6 protein-coding genes are annotated in these 16,797 nt (G+C 76.0%); all 6 read right to left on the bottom strand.

Annotated elements, in window-relative coordinates; all coding sequences use genetic code 11:
• Positions 1–81: 81 nt before the first annotated feature.
• The 6 genes from NPS70_RS02035 to NPS70_RS02010 all read right to left on the bottom strand — a co-directional run bounded on the left by NPS70_RS02035 (position 82) and on the right by NPS70_RS02010 (position 16,794).
• Positions 82–534: an SPW repeat protein gene (locus tag NPS70_RS02035; RefSeq protein WP_256521974.1), complete on the bottom strand. Its 453-nt coding sequence runs from the start codon at positions 532–534 to the stop codon at positions 82–84.
• Between the two features lie 301 nt (positions 535–835).
• Positions 836–2,377 (bottom strand): alanine/glycine:cation symporter family protein, encoded by a 1,542-nt coding sequence (locus NPS70_RS02030; RefSeq protein ID WP_256521973.1) that lies wholly within the window; start codon positions 2,375–2,377, stop codon positions 836–838.
• Between the two features lie 1,017 nt (positions 2,378–3,394).
• The gene (locus tag NPS70_RS02025) at positions 3,395–5,881 is read right to left on the bottom strand and encodes an ATP-binding protein (protein WP_256521972.1); all 2,487 of its coding nucleotides are present in this window, start codon (positions 5,879–5,881) and stop codon (positions 3,395–3,397) included.
• Entirely contained in the window at positions 5,878–9,060 is a 3,183-nt protein-coding gene (locus NPS70_RS02020; RefSeq protein WP_256521971.1) for a hypothetical protein, read from the bottom strand. Before NPS70_RS02020 ends, NPS70_RS02025 begins: the two co-directional genes overlap by 4 nt.
• The gene (locus tag NPS70_RS02015; RefSeq protein ID WP_256521970.1) at positions 9,057–12,827 is read right to left on the bottom strand and encodes an AAA domain-containing protein; all 3,771 of its coding nucleotides are present in this window, start codon (positions 12,825–12,827) and stop codon (positions 9,057–9,059) included. Before NPS70_RS02015 ends, NPS70_RS02020 begins: the two co-directional genes overlap by 4 nt.
• The gene (locus NPS70_RS02010; protein ID WP_256521969.1) at positions 12,820–16,794 is read right to left on the bottom strand and encodes an AAA family ATPase; all 3,975 of its coding nucleotides are present in this window, start codon (positions 16,792–16,794) and stop codon (positions 12,820–12,822) included. Before NPS70_RS02010 ends, NPS70_RS02015 begins: the two co-directional genes overlap by 8 nt.
• Positions 16,795–16,797: the final 3 nt, after the last annotated feature.

Here is a 16,797-nt window from a genome sequence, read left to right as displayed (position 1 = left end):
CCGCGACGGGCGGACGCACCCGCGAGGCCCCGGGCGACCGGGGCCTCGCGGGTGCGAGGGGCGGAGCGGGCGGGAGGCCGCTCAGCTCATCGCGGAGGGGCCGAAGGACGCGGCGCCGCGCCCACGACGCCCGCCGGCGGCCATCGCCAGGCCGCAGAGCAGCGCGACCGCACCGACGATCACGTTGTTGACGACGGTCCGGGTGGTGTCGACGCTCCCGGCGACGACCCACGGGGAGATGATCGTGAACGCGCCGATCGCGCAGGCGGTCCACGCCATCGCATGCGTGCGCTCGTAGGCGGACGCGAACCCGCCCATGCAGGCGCAGTAGGCGAGGCCGAGGATCAGGTTGGTCACGGCCAGAGCCGTCAGACCGCTGAACCCGGCGATCCACGGGGACGCCGCGAGGTAGACGCCGGTGATCAGTGCCAGGGTCTCGACCGACTGGGCCGTGGGGTTCGAGGTGGCCCGCTCGAAGCGGGAGCGCATCTCGGCGACGTCCGGGTGCTGTTCGATGTCGGATCGGGTGGTCATGGTGGGCCACACCTCCTGCCAGCCGCCTTATTTTTCCTTTATGTCCATGGAACGCTTCGCGGGCCTGGGGGTCAATGGGTCGAATGCCCTAATTGTCGGGGCCCGACCGGTCCTCCGGTGCCCCGGCGGGTGCTGACCGCCCGCGCGCCGCGGAGCGGATCGCGGCCCTTCCCTCCGGGCCGCCCGGCGGGTGAGGCCCCGGCCGGGCGCCACCCCGGGGGCACCCGCGGGGAACGGGACGGGCCCGTCCCCCGCGGGTGCGGGAGGACGGGCCCGTTCTCGGCCGTGTGGCGAGAGGGGATCAGACGGTGGCCTTCGCCGGCTCCTCGTCCTCGTCCTCGCCGCCGTCGACCTTCTCGCCCGCATCGCGGGACTTGACGTAGGCCAGGAACTTGTCCAGCTCCCGCTTGACGATCGGGGCCAGGAGGTAGAGGCCGACGATGTTGATGACGGCGAGCATGAAGAGCACCGCGTCCGCCATGTCGATCAGCGTCTGGAGGGTGAGCAGCGAGCCCGCCACGGCGACGACCGTGTACATGGCCTTGTAGGTGATCTCGCTGGCCTTGCTGCGGCCGAAGAGGTAGGTCCAGGACTTCAGACCGTAGTAACCCCAGGTGAGAACCGTGGAGATGGCGAACAGCATCACCGCGAGGGTGAGGATGTACGGGAACCACGGCATCACGGTGCCGAAGGCGTCCGAGGTGATGGTCACACCGCCGATGGACTCACCGGCACGCGCCTCGCCCCAGCTGGCGGGGTTGGCGATGACGATGGTCAGCGCGGTCATGGTGCAGATGACGACGGTGTCGATGAACGGCTCCAGCAGGGCGACCAGGCCCTCGCTGGCGGGGTGCTTGGTCTTGACCGCGGAGTGCGCGATCGGGGCGGAGCCGAGGCCGGCCTCGTTGGAGAACGCGGCGCGCTTGAAGCCGATGATCAGTGCACCGATCACACCACCCGCGACGCCCTCGGGGTTGAAGGCGCCCTCGATGATCGTGCCGACGGCCGCCGGGACGGCGGTGACGTTGACCAGGATCACGACGAGGCAGGCGACGATGTAGATGCCGGCCATGGCGGGCACCAGGCGGCTGGTGACCGAGGCGATGGAGCGGATGCCGCCGAGCAGCACGATGCCGACCAGGGCGGCGATCGCCAGACCGAAGAACAGCGCGCCGGTCGAGGAGCCCATCAGGCCGTCCTCGCCACCGGTGACGGAGACGAGCTGGGCGTAGGACTGGTTGACCTGGAACAGGTTGCCGCCGAAGAGGCCGAAGAAGAGGACCATGACGGAGGCGAGCACGGCGAGGATCTTGCCGAAGGTCTTGCCGCCGGGGCCGAACCGGTCCACCAGGCCCTTGCGCAGGTAGTGCATCGGGCCACCCGAGACGGTGCCGTCGGCGTGCACCTCTCGGTACTTCACGCCGAGCGTGACCTCGACGAACTTGGTGGCCATGCCGAGCAGGCCGCAGAGGATCATCCAGAAGGTGGCGCCCGCGCCACCGATGGAGACGGCGACGGCCACACCGGCGATGTTTCCGAGGCCCACGGTGCCGGAGACGGCGGCCGTCAGGGCCTGGAAGTGGTTGACCTCACCGGCGGAGTTCTTGTCGTCGTACTTGCCGCGGACGACGTCCACGGCGAGCCGGAACTTGCGGATCTGGATGAACCCGAACCAGGTGGAGAAGACCAGACCGGCCACCACGAGCCAGGCCACGATCAGGGGGAGGGCCGTTCCGTTGATGTTTACCGAGTAGAAGACGACTTCGCCGAGCCACTTCGCTACGGGCTCGAAGAACCCGCTGACGGCGGAGTCGACGGATTCGGTCATGGACTCAAGTGACACGTTGGCTTACCTCGATGACGCAGGGCCGGTGTGCGGAGGGGTGTCCACACCGGTCGGTGTGCGGGGCTGGGAGCGAACGCCGTTGTTCGTTCGGCGACCCGTGGTGCTCGGCGGGCCGCGGACTCGGCCGTCGGCACCCTGGTCTTGCTACCGGCGGAGCCGGCCACTCTGCTCCGACGCGTGGGGCGCGCCGACTGCGGAGTGGCGCATGTCTACCACGGTCCTTACGAGATCCTTAGTGACGCACATCACATAACGGCGAGTAATCTTCGAATCTGCTGGGTCGGTGACGTGATCGTTATATGAACAGAAGGATCCATGTATCGGACACCTGATCCTGAGTGGTCTAGGCGTCGCACCCCGTGTTTCCGCCGGTGAGGCCGTTGCGGCGGACTCTGCGGTCTTTCGCGGCGGGGATGCGGACGGCTCCGGGGGCGGCGGTACCGGCGACAGCGGAGCGTCAGGGTCCGCCCGCCGGACACGGCGGGCGCGGGCGGAACCGCGATGATTCGGCCGGGTCTCCCGGCGGTTCGCGACGGATTCCGCACCCGGGGGAACCGAGCCGGGGTGAGGGCCGTGGGAGGGGTGCGGAGCGGGCGGCGGCGCCGGTGCGGGGGAGGTCGCGGGAGCGGCAGGGCAGCGGTCATGCTGCGGAACCTCCGGGGACGTGCGGTACGGCGAGCGCGAAGCCCGCCACCGGCGCCGTCCGGGCGTACCGGACCGGCCCCCGCGCCGCTCTGCGCGTTCGCACACTCTAGCGGTGGCCCGAGCCTCGGAGAACCCGACGCCCCGCAGTGCTTCGAAACTGTGTTCTTCCCGTGGGGCGTCCGGACGGGCGCGATCCCTTGTCCCCTATATAGGGGACAAGGGGCGCAGCGGCCGAGAGGGTCTTACAGGCAGCAGACCGGGGCCAGGGGCGCGGTCGCCGAGAGGGTCTTACCCGCGGGCTCGGCCCGGCCCCCTCCCGGGGGCGAGCCCGCGGGAGGAGGCCCGCCCCCGCACCGCCGCCCCGCGCCGTCAGGTCCCGCCGGGGTGCTCCGGCAGCACCAGCCGCAGTGCCGCCCCCGTGAGCGTCGGATGCGAGGACTGGAACACCTCCAGCTCCGCCTCCACCGACGGCGTCGCGAAGGCCCGCAGGAAGCGCCGGGCCCGGTGCAGGCCCCCGCTGCGCCCCTCCTGCCGTCCCGCGGCACTCAGGGCGAAGACCCGGCGGCCGCGGGAGGCCGCCGGAAGGCCGGACCCGCTGTCCTGCACCTCGACGAGCGCCTCCGGGCTCTCCGAGGTCGCCACCACCTGGACCAGGCCCCCCTCCACCGCTGCCGCCGCGCGCCCCGCGTTGTCCAGGACCTCGAAGAGCACGGCCCGCAGCACGGGCCCGGGCACACCCGCACGCAGCGCCGACGGGCACCGCACGTCCATCCGGATGCCCGGGTAGCGCGCACGGCACTGCGCCTCCAGCGCCGACAGCAGCGGGGCCAGCTCGGTGCCCGGCGCACGCCCGTCCGGGACCAGCTCCTCCGGGTCCTGCCCGTGCAGCTCGCGTTCGGCCTCGGCGCGCAGCGCGGCCAGGGCCCCGCGGTCCGCACCGGCGGCCTCCGCCTCCCCGTACCGGGCCGCGGACGGGACGGTGGCGAAGCGGTTGCGCTCCCAGACGGACAGCGCCTCCTCCCCGGCCGCCCCCTCCTCCGCGTCCCCTCCGGACCGCGGCGCGCCGGAGGGCCGCAGCCGGGCGAGTGCTCCGGCCACCTGCTGGTCCGCATCCGCCCGGAGCATCCGGGCGATCCCGCTCAGCGGCACCCGCAGCCGCTCCTCGCCGCCGACGCCCTCGTCGGCGGCCAGCAGACCGGCGGCCACCAGCTCCCGCAGGCCCCCGGCCACCCGCCGCGGCGCCTCCGGCCGGTCCGCGTACAGCTCCACCGTCAGCAGCAGGTTCTCCCGGCTGAGCTGCCCGTCCGCCGGATCGCACGCCGCCAGCGCCGCCCACCAGGCGGCCTCCGCCTCCGGACTGCCGCAGCGGCCCACCAGCTCCTCGCGCAGCGCGTGCACCAGGGCCGCGTCCCGCTGCCAGCCGCTGCCCTCCGCCGACCACGGCCCGGAGCCCGAGTCCGCCGCCAGGTGCTCCGCGTAGCGCAGCATCACCCCCAGCGACCCCGGATCCATGGCGGTGCAGTTCTCCATGGCCTGCGCCGCGTCGGGCCCGTACCCCAGTGAGAGGTGGGCGATCCAGCGCAGCGTCCGCCAGGCGGCGGCGGGCTCCTGCCCGAGCACGCCCGCCAGATCGGCGGCGCGGCGGCCGACCAGCGCGGAGACCGGCCACTGCCGTGCCACCACCGCGAGCGCGGCCGCCGGGCGGTCGCGGTGGAGCACCACGAGCCGCAGCAGGTCCCGCAGCGAGAGCACGGCCGTCGCCTGGCGGTCGGTGTACTCCTGGGCCGCCAGGCCCGGGGCCACGGCCACATGCGGTGCCTGCCCCGCCAGCCCGGGTGGCAGGGCCTGGGCGCCCGGCCCCCCGACGTACAGGTCCACGCGCCCGGTCGGATGCAGCCCGGACAGGCCCTCACCGCCGAACAGGCCGTCGAAGTAGGTCAGATGGAAGCGGGTCCCCGGCACCCGGTGCGCCACCGCCCCGCCCCCCTCGGCTCCCAGGAAGCGGCCGAAGGCGTCCGCGAAGGCCTCGGCCGCCGCGGCCGAGTCGTCCCGGTTCAGCAGGTCGTAGGCGGCCAGCAGGGCGGCCCCGCCGTCATCGGCGCACGCCCAGGTGGCGAACTCCGGGGGCCGCGCGGCGGAGGGGTTCAGGTGGTACTCGAGGACGTCCTCCGGGTCCCACCGGTCGTCCCACAGCGGCGGCCGGGCGGCGCTCTCGGGGATCGGCGAGCCGATCGGCTCCCGCTGCATGAGGGTCCGCGCGGCCACCAGCTCGCCCGCGTCCAGCAGCGCCCCGACCCGCCCGCCGCCCGCCCCGGCGGCCGGGCTCCCGTCGCCTGCCTGCCGGGCGAACAGGTCGCGCAGCTCGCGCTCCACGGGCGCCAGCCGCTCCTCCACCGCCCGCCCCGCCCTCGCCAGCTCGCCGTCCACCGCGGCGGTCCGGCGGCGGGCGCGGGCGGCCAGCTCCACCGTGTCGACCTCCTGTGGTGCGACACCCGCCGCCGTGGCGCGGCGCCGGAGAGCGGCCACCCGCTGGCGCACGTCCTCCTCCGCGGCCGACCTCGCCGCGCGCAGCCTGCGCCCGAGCGCCCCGGCCTCGTGCCCCCTCAGCTCCGGGCAACCCGCGAGCAGGTACTCCGCCGCGTCGAACTCGCCCTGCTCGATGAGCTCGGTGCACACCACCCGCGGCGGGCGGCCGCCGATGCGGGCGAGCACCGAACGGGCCAGCTCCGCGGCGTCCCACGGCTCCTCCGGCCCTGCGGTGAGGGCGATCAGCACCCCCGGGTACCGGAAGCGGCCCGGCCAGTCCTCCAGCAGGGCGCGGTCCACCGCACCGGCGTGCGTCCCCTCCGCGCTCATGCGCCCTCCTGTCCGGCCTTCGGCAGCGCGGACAGCGCCTGGAGGAGGGCCGCCGCCGGATGGCGGGCCGGCTCACCCAGCGCGTGGGACTCGGCCAGCAGCGCGTGCCACTCCCGGTCCAGCTGCCGGGCGAACTCCCGCTGCCCGGCGCTGAGCACGGGCAGCCTGCGGGTGTCCCGGCCGGTGCCGTCGCCACCCAGCCCGGCCAGCGCGCGCGCCTCGCGCAGGAACTCGGCGATCCGGCCCGCGTACGCCATGTGGTGGCGCCACTCGATCTTGCGCACCCCGAGTTCCGCCGAGACCCGGTCCATCACCGCCCGGGCCTCCAGCTCGCTCCGCGGCAGTGCCGCGAGAGCCCCGGCCGCGTGGCCGGGCGGCTGCTCCTGGCGGGCCGCGTCCCGGATCACGGCCAGCATCCGGCCGTCCCTGAACAGCCCTCGGTGGAGCTTCTCGCCGTCCTGGAAGGTGAAGTGGTGGCTGATCCGCTCGAAGTCGGAAAGCTCCGCCCCAAGGCGTTCCCACCGCTCGCGCACGTCGGTCAGCCGCGCCTGGCGGGCCGCCCACTCGTTGGCCTCCTGGAGCGGCAGGGGTACGGGCTCCTGCCGGAAGTAGGCGCACGCCGCACCCCCCAGGCGCACCCAGGACGGCGGCAGCCCCTCGGCGGCGGGGCCTTCGAGGAGGACCTCGCACACCTCCGCGCCCGTGGCGTCCCCGTGCATCAGCATCTCCGCCACGGCCCCCACCAGGGCGACCGCCCGGTGCCCGGCCGGGGCCGAGGCCAGTTCCACCGCACCGGCGTAGAGCCGGTAGCCCAGCGGCCCGTGCTCGACCGGGACGGCCGCGGCGGCCAGGTCCGCCCCGGCCCCCGCCGGCCCGCCGAGCAACGGCGTGAGCAGCAGCGCCTCCACGAACGCCCCCCGCGCCCAGGCGTCGTCCGCGAGCCACCGCGCCCAGGTGCGGCGCTCCCGCTCGCCCGGAGTTCCCCCCAGCAGCAGGCCCGCCGCCTCCCGGCGCAGCACCTCCGGCGGCTCCCCCCGCTCCCGCCGGCTGTCCAGGACGGCCCACGGGTCGTCGCGCACCGGGGCGGCGTCCAGCGCGGGCAGCGGCGGAAGGTAGACCGGCGGCTCCGCCGAACCTCCGACGCCGTACCAGTCGGGGATCCCGAGTTCCCGGGCGAAGTCCGCGGTGAAGGCCGTGCCGACGATGTGCAGACCCAGCTCCCCGGGCGGGCGGCCGCGGGCCGGGCCCGTGCCCCCGCCGCCGAGCGGGTGGTGGCTGCCGACGACCACCTCGTGGTCGCTGAGCACCGCACGGGCCCGGGCCCTGGTGGCGCGCAGTGTCCGCTCCGTGGCCAGCCGCCTCAGCAGTTCCGCGTAGGCGCCCTCGCGCCTGCGGGCCTCGGAGGACGGCGGATGCTGGAGGTGCACCACGACCCCCTTCCCGCGCAGCCCGGACAGCCGCTCCGCGAGCTGCTCCTCCGCGCCGTCGGGGTCGGCGGTGTCGTCGGTCAGGGCCAGCCGCTCGACGGCTCCGGACGCCAGCCGCTGCGCCAGCTCGACGTACATGCCGTCCCAGGCGACCCGGACCACCGGCGCGCCCCGGTGGACGTCGTCCACGTCCTCCGCCAGCCGGCGCAGCACCCGTCCCCAGGCGGCCGCCCAGCCGGTCCGGTGCGCGGCCGGGTCCTCGTCCCACCTCTCCTCCAGCTCCGGCAGGGGAGGCCGCTGCGGACCTCCCCTCTCCGCGGCCCCCTCGCGGCGCCCGAAGTCCGCCGGGGCCAGGGCGATGCCCCGGCCCGTCTCCCAGTACGGGTAGGTCCGCCGCGCCCAGCCGAGCAGCTCCGACACGCACTCCGGCTGCCCGTCCTCGCCGTCGGCGGGCCCCACCAGCACCCCGGAGCCCGTGTCGCCGGACAGGACGCTGCGCGAGCCGACGAACGCCGCACGGTCGTCGCAGACGACGACCGAGGCTGCGCTGCCGCTGCTGCGCTGCTCCAGCAGCACCGCCTGCGGAAAGCGCGCCTGGAGGTCGAACAGGGCAGTGGCCACCCGCGCCTCCAGCTTGGCGTAGGGGTGGCTGCCCCACAGGAACACCAGGGTGACGCCGCGCTTCGCGGCCAGCTCCAGCAGGGGCAGCACCGGGTGCAGCGCGTCGTAGGTGATCTCCGGTACCGCCAGCACCAGTTGGCGGGTGGCGCTTTCGACGAGGTCCTGCACCACCCAGTCCACACCCGCCCCGGCGGCCACGCTCTGCGCCGAGCACCTGGCCCGCCGCGCCTCGGCCACCTCCTCCCACACCCGCAGCGCCCGGCCGGTCAGCTCGTCGTGCAGCGCGGGGACCCGCTCGTCCGCGGCCCGGGTCAGCTCCCTCGCCAGACCCTCCAGCTCCAGCAGCTGGCTGCGCAGGCTCTGGGGGCTGTGCGCCTCCGGGATCTGGCGCTCGCTGAGCAGGCGGACGAACCGGCTCTCGGGCCTGCTGCGCACCAGGTCCGTGATGCGCGCCTGGAACAGCTCCAGCGCCCGCCTGCCCCAGCCGGGCGGAGGGGAGACGGGCACGGCGGCGACCAGCCCGCTGGCCGGGTCGCGCTTGACCACGGTCTCCACCGTGCGCCAGCACACCGCGTGCGGGGGGCTGAGAACGGGGTTGGCGAAGGACACGTTCAGCACGCGGTGGTGGTCGCTGCGCCGCCGCCCGTCGCTGTCGACGGCGTGCCGGACGGCGCGCAGCAGCTCCGTCTGGGGCAGGTCGTCCTCGGAGATCCCCCGGGCGAGCGGCATCTCCAGGGCTCCGTGCGGCACCCGGCTGTGGCCCTGCTCGTGGGGAAGGACGGTCGCGGTCACCGGGTCGAAGAGGAACCGGCGCTGCCGCACCCTGGTCGCCAGGGAGTGCTGGCCGTCCTCGCCGCGGGGGGCCACCTGGTCGGCCCGGGCGGTGCTGCGGAGCGAGTGGGTGGAGAAGTCCACGGCGAGGAACCCCCGGCTCCACAGTCCGTGCACCACGTCCAGCATCAGCCGGTGCGGCAGCGAGAACAGCCGGCCCAGCTCGCCGACGGTCCGTCGGCCGCCGTCCACGGCCTCCAGGACCAGGGACTCCAGGGTGGACGCCCCCGAGTCGTCGCCGAGTTCCACCCGCAGGGTGATCACCCGGCAGGGGACGGCGATCAGTGTCGTCTCGGTCACCGGCTCTCCTCCGCCGCCTCGCCCGCGGCGCTCTCGGGCCGCGCCTGCGCGGGCGGCTGCCCGGCCGTGCCCTCCCGGGCCGCCGCGGGCCCCTCCCCGGGGGCCCGCCGGGGCATGATCTCGCCCGTCGCCGCGTCCACCACCCGCCCCACCTCGCGGAAGACCCCGATGACGGTCTCCCAGTCCTTCCCGCCGTGGCGCTCGAAGTGGTCGAGGTTCCCCACCACCACGAGCAGGCTCCGGGCCCGGGAGAGCATCACGTTGACGACCTCGGGGAGGGCGGTGTGGCCGACGTTCCGGCGGGGGTCGGGGCCCCGGTCCACGCTGCGCACCAGGGAGACGACCACGGTCTCCGCCTCCCCGCCCTGGAAGGAGTGCACGGTGTGCACCCGCCCCTTCAGGAAGTCCCGTTCCAGGGCCCGAACCTGCCCCCGGTAGGGGGTCAGCACGGTGAGCTGCCGGTCGTCCGTCCGCTCGGCCAGGCCCAGCTCCCGCACCAGCTCCTCGACCACCTCCACCTCGCCCGGGTTGGACCAGTGGCCGATGTCCCCGCAGCCCGCGCGCCGCGAGGTGTCCAGCCACACCAGCGGGGCGTCCCTGAGGTACTCCGGCCTGCGGTGGCCATGGACCCTCCCGAGGTCGGGGGCGGACCGCAGAAACGTGCGGGACTCCGGTGCCCCCGCGGCGGGTGCCGACGGGTCCCCGTCCGGACCGGAGGGGTAGAACGCGGTCGCGAACGGCAGGGCGATGGTCGGATGCATCCGGAACTGCATCCCGAGGACGTCGGCAGGGCGGGCCGCGTCGGCGGGCCTGCCCGGGGTGTATCCGTCGAAGAAGCGCCTGAACAGCTGCACGAACTCCAGATAGCTCTCGCGCTGGTCGTAGTGGAGGCGGATCCGCTCGTGCTGGTTGGAGGCGAGGCCGTGCAGGAAGCTCTCCACGTCCTGCGCCCGGTGCGGGCCGAGTTGCAGGTAGTCCCCGATGAGTGTCCAGCGCACCCCCAGGACCAGGGGCATCACGATCTCGGTGGGCCACGCCTTCGCGGCCTCCTCGATGATGACCCAGTCGAACATGTCGGACGGGTCGCGGACCTCGTCGGTGAGCTCGCCCGCGACGGAGCAGGTGGCGAGCACGACGTCCGCGCCCGAGGTGATCCGCTGCGTCAGCTCCACCATGTCGGCCCGCGCGACGGCCGCCCAGCGGCGCATCAGGTCCTCCTCGCCGGGCTCCGCCCCCCGGCAGCCGTCGGCCACCCGCTGCTCGATGTGCCGGACCATGTCCTCCGCGAGTGGTTCGGCCGTCAGGCGCCGGAGGCCGGGCGGCAGGTCCTGCGGGTCCCTGGAGCGCGAGAGTTCGCGCAGCACCAGCAGCGAGCGGTCCTCGATCCGCGGCCCCAGCTCCTCGACGATCTTCCCCGCCAGCTGGTCGAGGGCGTCGTTGGACTGGGCGCTCACCAGGACCCGGGCGCCGTACTCGCCGCCGAGGTAGTCCCGCAACGCCCGTGCGACCACCGTGCTCTTGCCCGTGCCCGGCGGACCCTGGAGGGCGTAGAACGGGTGCAGCTTCAGCATGTCGGAGACGATCTGCGGCGCCCTGCCCTGGAGCCGGGTGCCCTCCCGGTCCGCGGTCGCCGGCGCCCGGCCGCCGCGCAGCGCGATCGACCGCGGCCGGTGCAGGGTGCGCGCCAGCCCGGCCTTGTGGACGAGCGAGTCGTAGCCCCGGGCCTCGCGCCGCAACTGGACCTGTGTGCCCCGGTCCTCGTCCGGGCGCAGCCAGCCGGTCTCGGGCAGTGCCCGGCGCTGGGCCGGGGCGTCCACCACGAAGGAGTCGGCGTCCAGCCGCCGGGCGATGCGGACCCGGGTGGTCCGGCCGCCGAAGTAGGGGCCGGCGAAGCCCGTCCCCTGCCCGGTGTTGCGGTCCTCCGCCAGCACCAGCTGCGCGAACTCGTTCTCGCCTGCGAGCTGCTGCACGAAGTCGCCGAGCGGGGGGCGGCGCCTGCCTCCCGACGCGTAGGCGGTGAGCAGCGGGTCGCCGTGCAGCCAGCGGCGGTCCCGGTCCTTGTCGTGCGTCAGGACCAGGCGCCCCTGCTCGTCGTCGACCAGCCGGTACGGGTAGCTCCGCGCGCGCAGCACCGCGCCCCGGTACTCCAGCATGAAGGAGAAGGCCCGCAGCATCGACTGGACCTCGCTGTCCTGGAGCACCCGCTCGGTGGCCACCGCGGAGGTCAGGTCCTCCCAGGAGGGCCGCCCCCGCCGCTCGTCGGCCAGCGACTTGCTCACGTAGAACGGCACGAGGTCGAACTTGCCGATCCGGCGCCGCGGCCACGTCGACAGCAGATCGCCCGCGTACCGCTTGTCCACCAGGTACTTGATGACCAGGGTGTCCTTGTGGGTGGCGATACGCCGGCGCATCACGGTCTCGTCGTACAGGTACGCGCAGAACCACACCGCCTGGGTGCCGATGAGCACCCACTGCGCCTCCGCCAGCGCCCTGCGGTCGTCTCCCTGGACGTAGCCCTCGGCGCCGCCGGGGCAGTGGACGAGTTCGGCCTGGGCCAGCTCCTCGGCCAGGAACTCCCCGAGCTCCCGGCAGCCCTCGGGGGTGTCGGTGCGGTGGTCCGTCCAGCCCCGGGTCTCGTGGATGGTGGTCACGGACTGCTCCGGCATGAAGGCCACCAGCCTGGGGCGGACACCCTCCGCGGGCGGCTCCAGGGCCAGGGACACCGCCGTCCAGTCGCGCTGGAGGGCCGCCGAGGCCTCGAAGGACGAACTGCGGCTGGTGGGGGAGGGGTCGAGCATCGACAGCAGCGCGGTCCTCAGCGGGCGCGGCAGCCGGGTGTCGGTGTGCAGGACGGTGCGCATCGCCGAGTGCAGGCGCAGCAGCGCGTCGGCCGTCTCCTCGGGCCCGGCCCGGTCCACGGCCGCGCACTCCTCGGGGAGCCGCTCGGTGAGGGAGTCCACGAACAGCTCCCACCCCAGCACCCCCAGTCCGAACACGTCCGTGCTGCCGTGGTCCAGGCGCCGGGAGCGCAGGTCCCCGAAGACCCACGGGTAGTTCTCCGGGGCCAGGTAGGCCAGGTGCTGGCCCCGGCCGATCCCCGGCGGGGGAGTGTGGAACAGGGCCCGCATGGCGTCGTCGTAGGTCCCCCGGCCGCTGGGGCCGCTGACCACCTGCAGGAGGTTGTTGAGCAGCGCGCTGAGCTCGAACCGGGCCAGCGACAGCGCCGCCTGGGCGGGTTTGCCCTCCACCTGGGTGATCCGGATCGCGCCGAGGGTCAGGTTCCGGTGCACGATCCGCGTCCCGTGGAGCTGGCTGAGCGCGTCGGCCAGCAGGCTGAACTGCTCGAACGCGGCCACCGGGTAGGTGGTCGCCCAGGCGCGGACGTCCTGCCACCCCTCCGCCGGGAGCGGCTTGCCGACCTGCCGGGTCATGATGAACGCCACCCGGTGCGACTGGTCGAACTTGCCGTCCTCGATCAGCGGCAGGGCCGGATGGCCCAGCATCCGCAGCCGCAGCAGGTTGCGGACCTCGTGCTCCCACAACTCGCCGACCACCCCGTGGACATGGAGGAACAGCGACACCTCCCGGTCGCGTTCGAGCCCGGGGTGGCGCAGCACGAAGCGCACCAGCTCCCCCGGGATGACCTCCTCCACCGCCCCGACGAGCGTGTAGGGCACCTCGCCCTCCGGGGCGTAGACCGCCCTCCGGCCGGTGAACAGCTGCTCCAGGACGTCGGCGATCTCCTCCGAGCCGAGACCCTCAGTCATCCGTCCTCTCCCTTCCCCCGCCGTCCGCCGCACACGCCTCCCCGGCGGCCGTCGCGAGGACGGCCACCCCGTCCTCCACCGCGACGGCCAGCCGTCCGCCGCGCAGCGCCGCCAGAGCGACTCCCGGGGACCCGAGGGGGACGCGGCGCAGTTCCTCGAAGCGGCCTCCGGCGCGCTCCTGCCACAGCCGGAGGTCCCCCTCACGCCCCAGGCTGGCCCACCGCCCCGTGCAGCCCGCGCCCTCCAGCTCCGCCCAGCCCATCACCCGCGCCCGGTGCCGGGCGGCGACCGGGGCGGGCGCCGGCGGGCCCGCCCCCGCACGGGGGGACGGCGGCGGTGCCCCGGGCGCGGTCTCCCGGCCGTCCGCCGCGCGCAGGACACGCAGCCCCGGCGCGCCGCCCTCCTCGGCCACGACCACGGTCTCGGTGCCGTCCGGGGCGAACCACCGGGCGAGGGCCGCGGCGCGCGGCGCCCCGGCGGGGCGGCCGGAGGCGGTGCCGTCCATCGGGCCGGGGGCCCACAGGCGCACCCGCGGATCGCGCAGGGCCGCCGTCGCCACCACGTGCCCGCCGCCGGGACCGGCCAGGACCGCGACGTCGGTGGCGCCGCCCGCGTCGCCCCGGCCCACCGTCCGGCCGGGGCCGCCGCCGGGACGGAGGAGCACCGGGGGGCTCCCGCTTCCGGCGACGACCAGGGCGTCGCCCCGCGGCGTCGGCAGGGTGGCCAGCACCCGGCCGCCGGGGGCGCCGGCGGCCGGCGCGGGAGCGCCCGAGGACAGCAGCGCGACCCGGCCCGCCGCCTCGTCGACGCGCCACAGCCGCACGTCGCCCGTGTCCCCGTACGACGTGGCGGTGGCCAGGCAGCGGGCCCCGGAGGCGTCCGTGACGGCGGCGAGCGCCGTCAGCGGCACCCGGGTGCGCACCGAGGCCACCCGGGACGCCTCCCGCCCGGTCACGTCCCACAGTTCGAGCTCGCCCGACCGGTGGGCGGCGGCCAGCCACTGCCCGCCGCCCGGCCCGGGCAGCGGGACCAGTCCGACCACGTCCGAGGCCGCCGGGCCGGGAACCGTCCGCACCGACCCGGGACCGGGTCCCAGCAGGGCGAGGTGGCCGCGGTCCCCGGCGGCGGCGAACCGCCCGCTGCCGTCGGGCAGGGCGACCAGCACCCGGACCGCCTCCGGCGAGGCGAGGGCCGCCGGCGCGCACTCGGGCGCACCGGTGTCCCACCGGTGCAGGGTGCGGTCGTCGTAGGCCGCGAGCAGCACGCCCGGCCCCTCCGGCCCGCCGTGGGCGGCCAGCGCGGTCACCGGGCGGTCGTGGCCGCGCAGCAGCAGCGCGGGCCGGTGCGTGGTCCACGGGGTCCAGACCACCACCGTCCCGTCGAGCGAGCCGGTGGCCAGCCACGGCGCCGAGGGCCGGGCGGCGAGCGCAGACACCCCGCCGTCCGGGGTGTCGAGGGTCAGGTGCGGGGGCGCGGGACGCAGCCGCCCCCAGCACACCTCCCAGGCGGCCCCGGACCCGGCCGGGTGCAGCCGGCCGGTGGCCCGCAGCCCGCCCAGCTGGCGCAGCCCGGGCCGGTCCCCGGGGCCCGCCCGGTCGATCAGGTGGGCCGAGGCGACGGTGCCCAGCAGCTCTGCGGGGAGCTCGGCGGCCGCCGCCACGCCCCGCCGCCCGCCCGGGGCCAGCGCCAGGGCCCCCAGGGCGGCCACGGGAAGCCGGTCCAGCACCGCGGGGTGCCCGGCGAGCGCCTTCCAGCCCGGCGCGCCGCAGTCGGCGGCGTACTGGGCGAGCCGGGTCCGCAGATGCGGGCTGACGGGCTGCCCGGCCGCGCACTGGCGGTCCGCCAGCTCCAGCAGCGCGCCCAGCATGCCCAGGCGCTCCTCCGCCGTGGTCGCCGCCTGGAGCTGCTCGGCGTAGGTGCGGTGGCCGAGCCGGTAGACGCTGCGCCGGTCCTCCCCGTCCAGCAGCACATAGGCCGCGGCCCGGCTCAGCAGGAGCGAGGCGTCCTCGTTGCCGGGGGTGTCGGCCCCGCCCGCGATGCCCGCCGCCGCCTGGACCCACACGCCGTCGGCGCGCGGCAGCCCGCGGCCCTGCCCGAGCGCGAGGGCGGCCAGCAGCGGCCGGGCGGCGGGCAGACCCTTCGTGATGCGGTCGAGCGCGGCGCCGAAGAGCCCGGTGCGGTCCCTGGCCAGGACCTGCTCCAGCCCGGCCGCGGAGGCTTCGTCCCCCGCGAGGAGTCCGGGGCGCTGCTCCAGCTCCCGCACGGCCAGGGCCGCCTGGAGGAACTGCCAGGACCCGCCGGCGACATGCGCGTGGACCGCCCGGCGCACCCGCCCGACGGCGGCCTCCGCCCGGGCCGCGTCCTGCACCGGGTGCTCCCCGAGGATGCGGCGCACGCCGTCGGCGGCGTAGTCCGCCGCCGCGTCGGGGTCGGCGGCCAGTTCGAGGACGCGGGCCCGGCCCGTGGTGGAGCCGAGGACGGCCCGCAGGTCCAGCCGGGCCCCGCCGGTGCCCTCTTCCCCGTAGGGCCTGGGGCGGGTGCCCACGACCAGCCGGACGCCCGCCGCCTCGGTCAGCTCCCTCAGCAGGGCGCCCACCCGTACCGGGTCGCGGGCCTCGTCCAGGGCGTCGGCCATGACCAGGGCCGGCGCGGTCGGCGCGGCGCGGTCGGCGAGGCGGCGCCGCAGCCCCTCCCGCTCGCCGTCCCCCGGGCCCGCGGCGGAGGGCTCCGGGGCGCGGGGGAGCGGGGCGCCGAGCGCCCGGGCGAGCTGCCCGGACACGTCCTCCGGGGTGCTCCCGGTCAGGCGCAGCACCGCACCGATCCGGGCCCGGTCCGGGGAGCTGCGGGCCGTGGCGGCGAAGCGGTGCAGCACCTCGCCGAGCAGGGCCGACTTGCCCGTTCCGGGCGGGCCGGTGACGACGAGCACGGGTGGTGCGCCCGGGTCCGCGTACCACGCGGAGACGGCGTCCAGGGCGGCCGTGCGGCCGGTGAAGTCCGGGACCACCTCCAGGAAGCCGGGCCCGACGGCGGCGTGCTCGAAGGCCGAGCGCTCCGGCGCTCCGTCGAACTCGGCCTGGAGGCGCCGCTGTTCGGCCACCGTGACGGCACCGGCGAGGGGGACCCGGTCGCGCAGCCGCAACCGCAGCTCCCGGGCGGTCTCCTCTCCGATGATCTCCGCCCAGACCTGGCGGCCCTTCAGCCGGCACTGCAAATCCCGGAGGCTGAACACCTCGTCGCGGCAGGTCACCTCGTCCAGGTAGCCCTCCAGCGCCGCGCGGAAGGCGCCCAGGTAGCCCTGGGCGGCGGGCCTGCCCGAGCCCACGAGCAGCAGGGAGCAGGGCGAGAGGTCCCGGGTGAGGAGGCGGGCGTTGAGCTCCTTGGCGAAGCCGGCCGCGTTGCAGGCCTCGATCACCACGACGGCCCAGTGGCCCTCCTCGGTGTCGCGGAGCTGCTGCTCGCGGTGGAGGTGGTGGGCGACCAGGTCCGGGGTCACCCGGGCGTCGTCCCGGCGGCCCGCGCCCGCGGGGACCAGCAGCGCCGGACCGGACCGCTGCGCGACCCCGTGTCCGATCCAGAGCAGGACCGAGGGGCGCGCCGCCCGGTCGCCGTACTCACCGGCCCAGCGGGCCAGGGCGTCGTCCGCCTCGGACAGCGAGTGCAGCAGGGCAGGCCCGGGACGCCCGCCGGGACCGGGCGCGGGCCGGCCGCCCAGGCGCCGCAGCACGGCCGTGACCCGGTCCGCCTCGCCGCGGGTGTCCACCTCCGGGTAGCAGCTCACCGGTCCGACCGGAAGGGCGTGGACGTCGAAGGAGTCGGCGACCTCGCCGTCGTCCTGGGCCGGGAGGGGATGGGCGCGGGCGCCGAAGGACGGCGCGCCGGGCGGGGCGGCGGGGTGCGGGACCGTCCCCGGCCGCAGGTGCGGCGGAGGGGCGGACGCCCCGGGGCGGGGCGTGAACTCCGGGCTCATCGC

This window comes from Streptomyces sp. C10-9-1 (assembly GCF_024497955.1).
Lineage (GTDB): Bacteria > Actinomycetota > Actinomycetes > Streptomycetales > Streptomycetaceae > Streptomyces > Streptomyces sanyensis.
The sequence above is the reverse complement of the archived record's forward strand: the minus strand, read 5'-3'. Positions and strand labels throughout refer to the sequence as shown.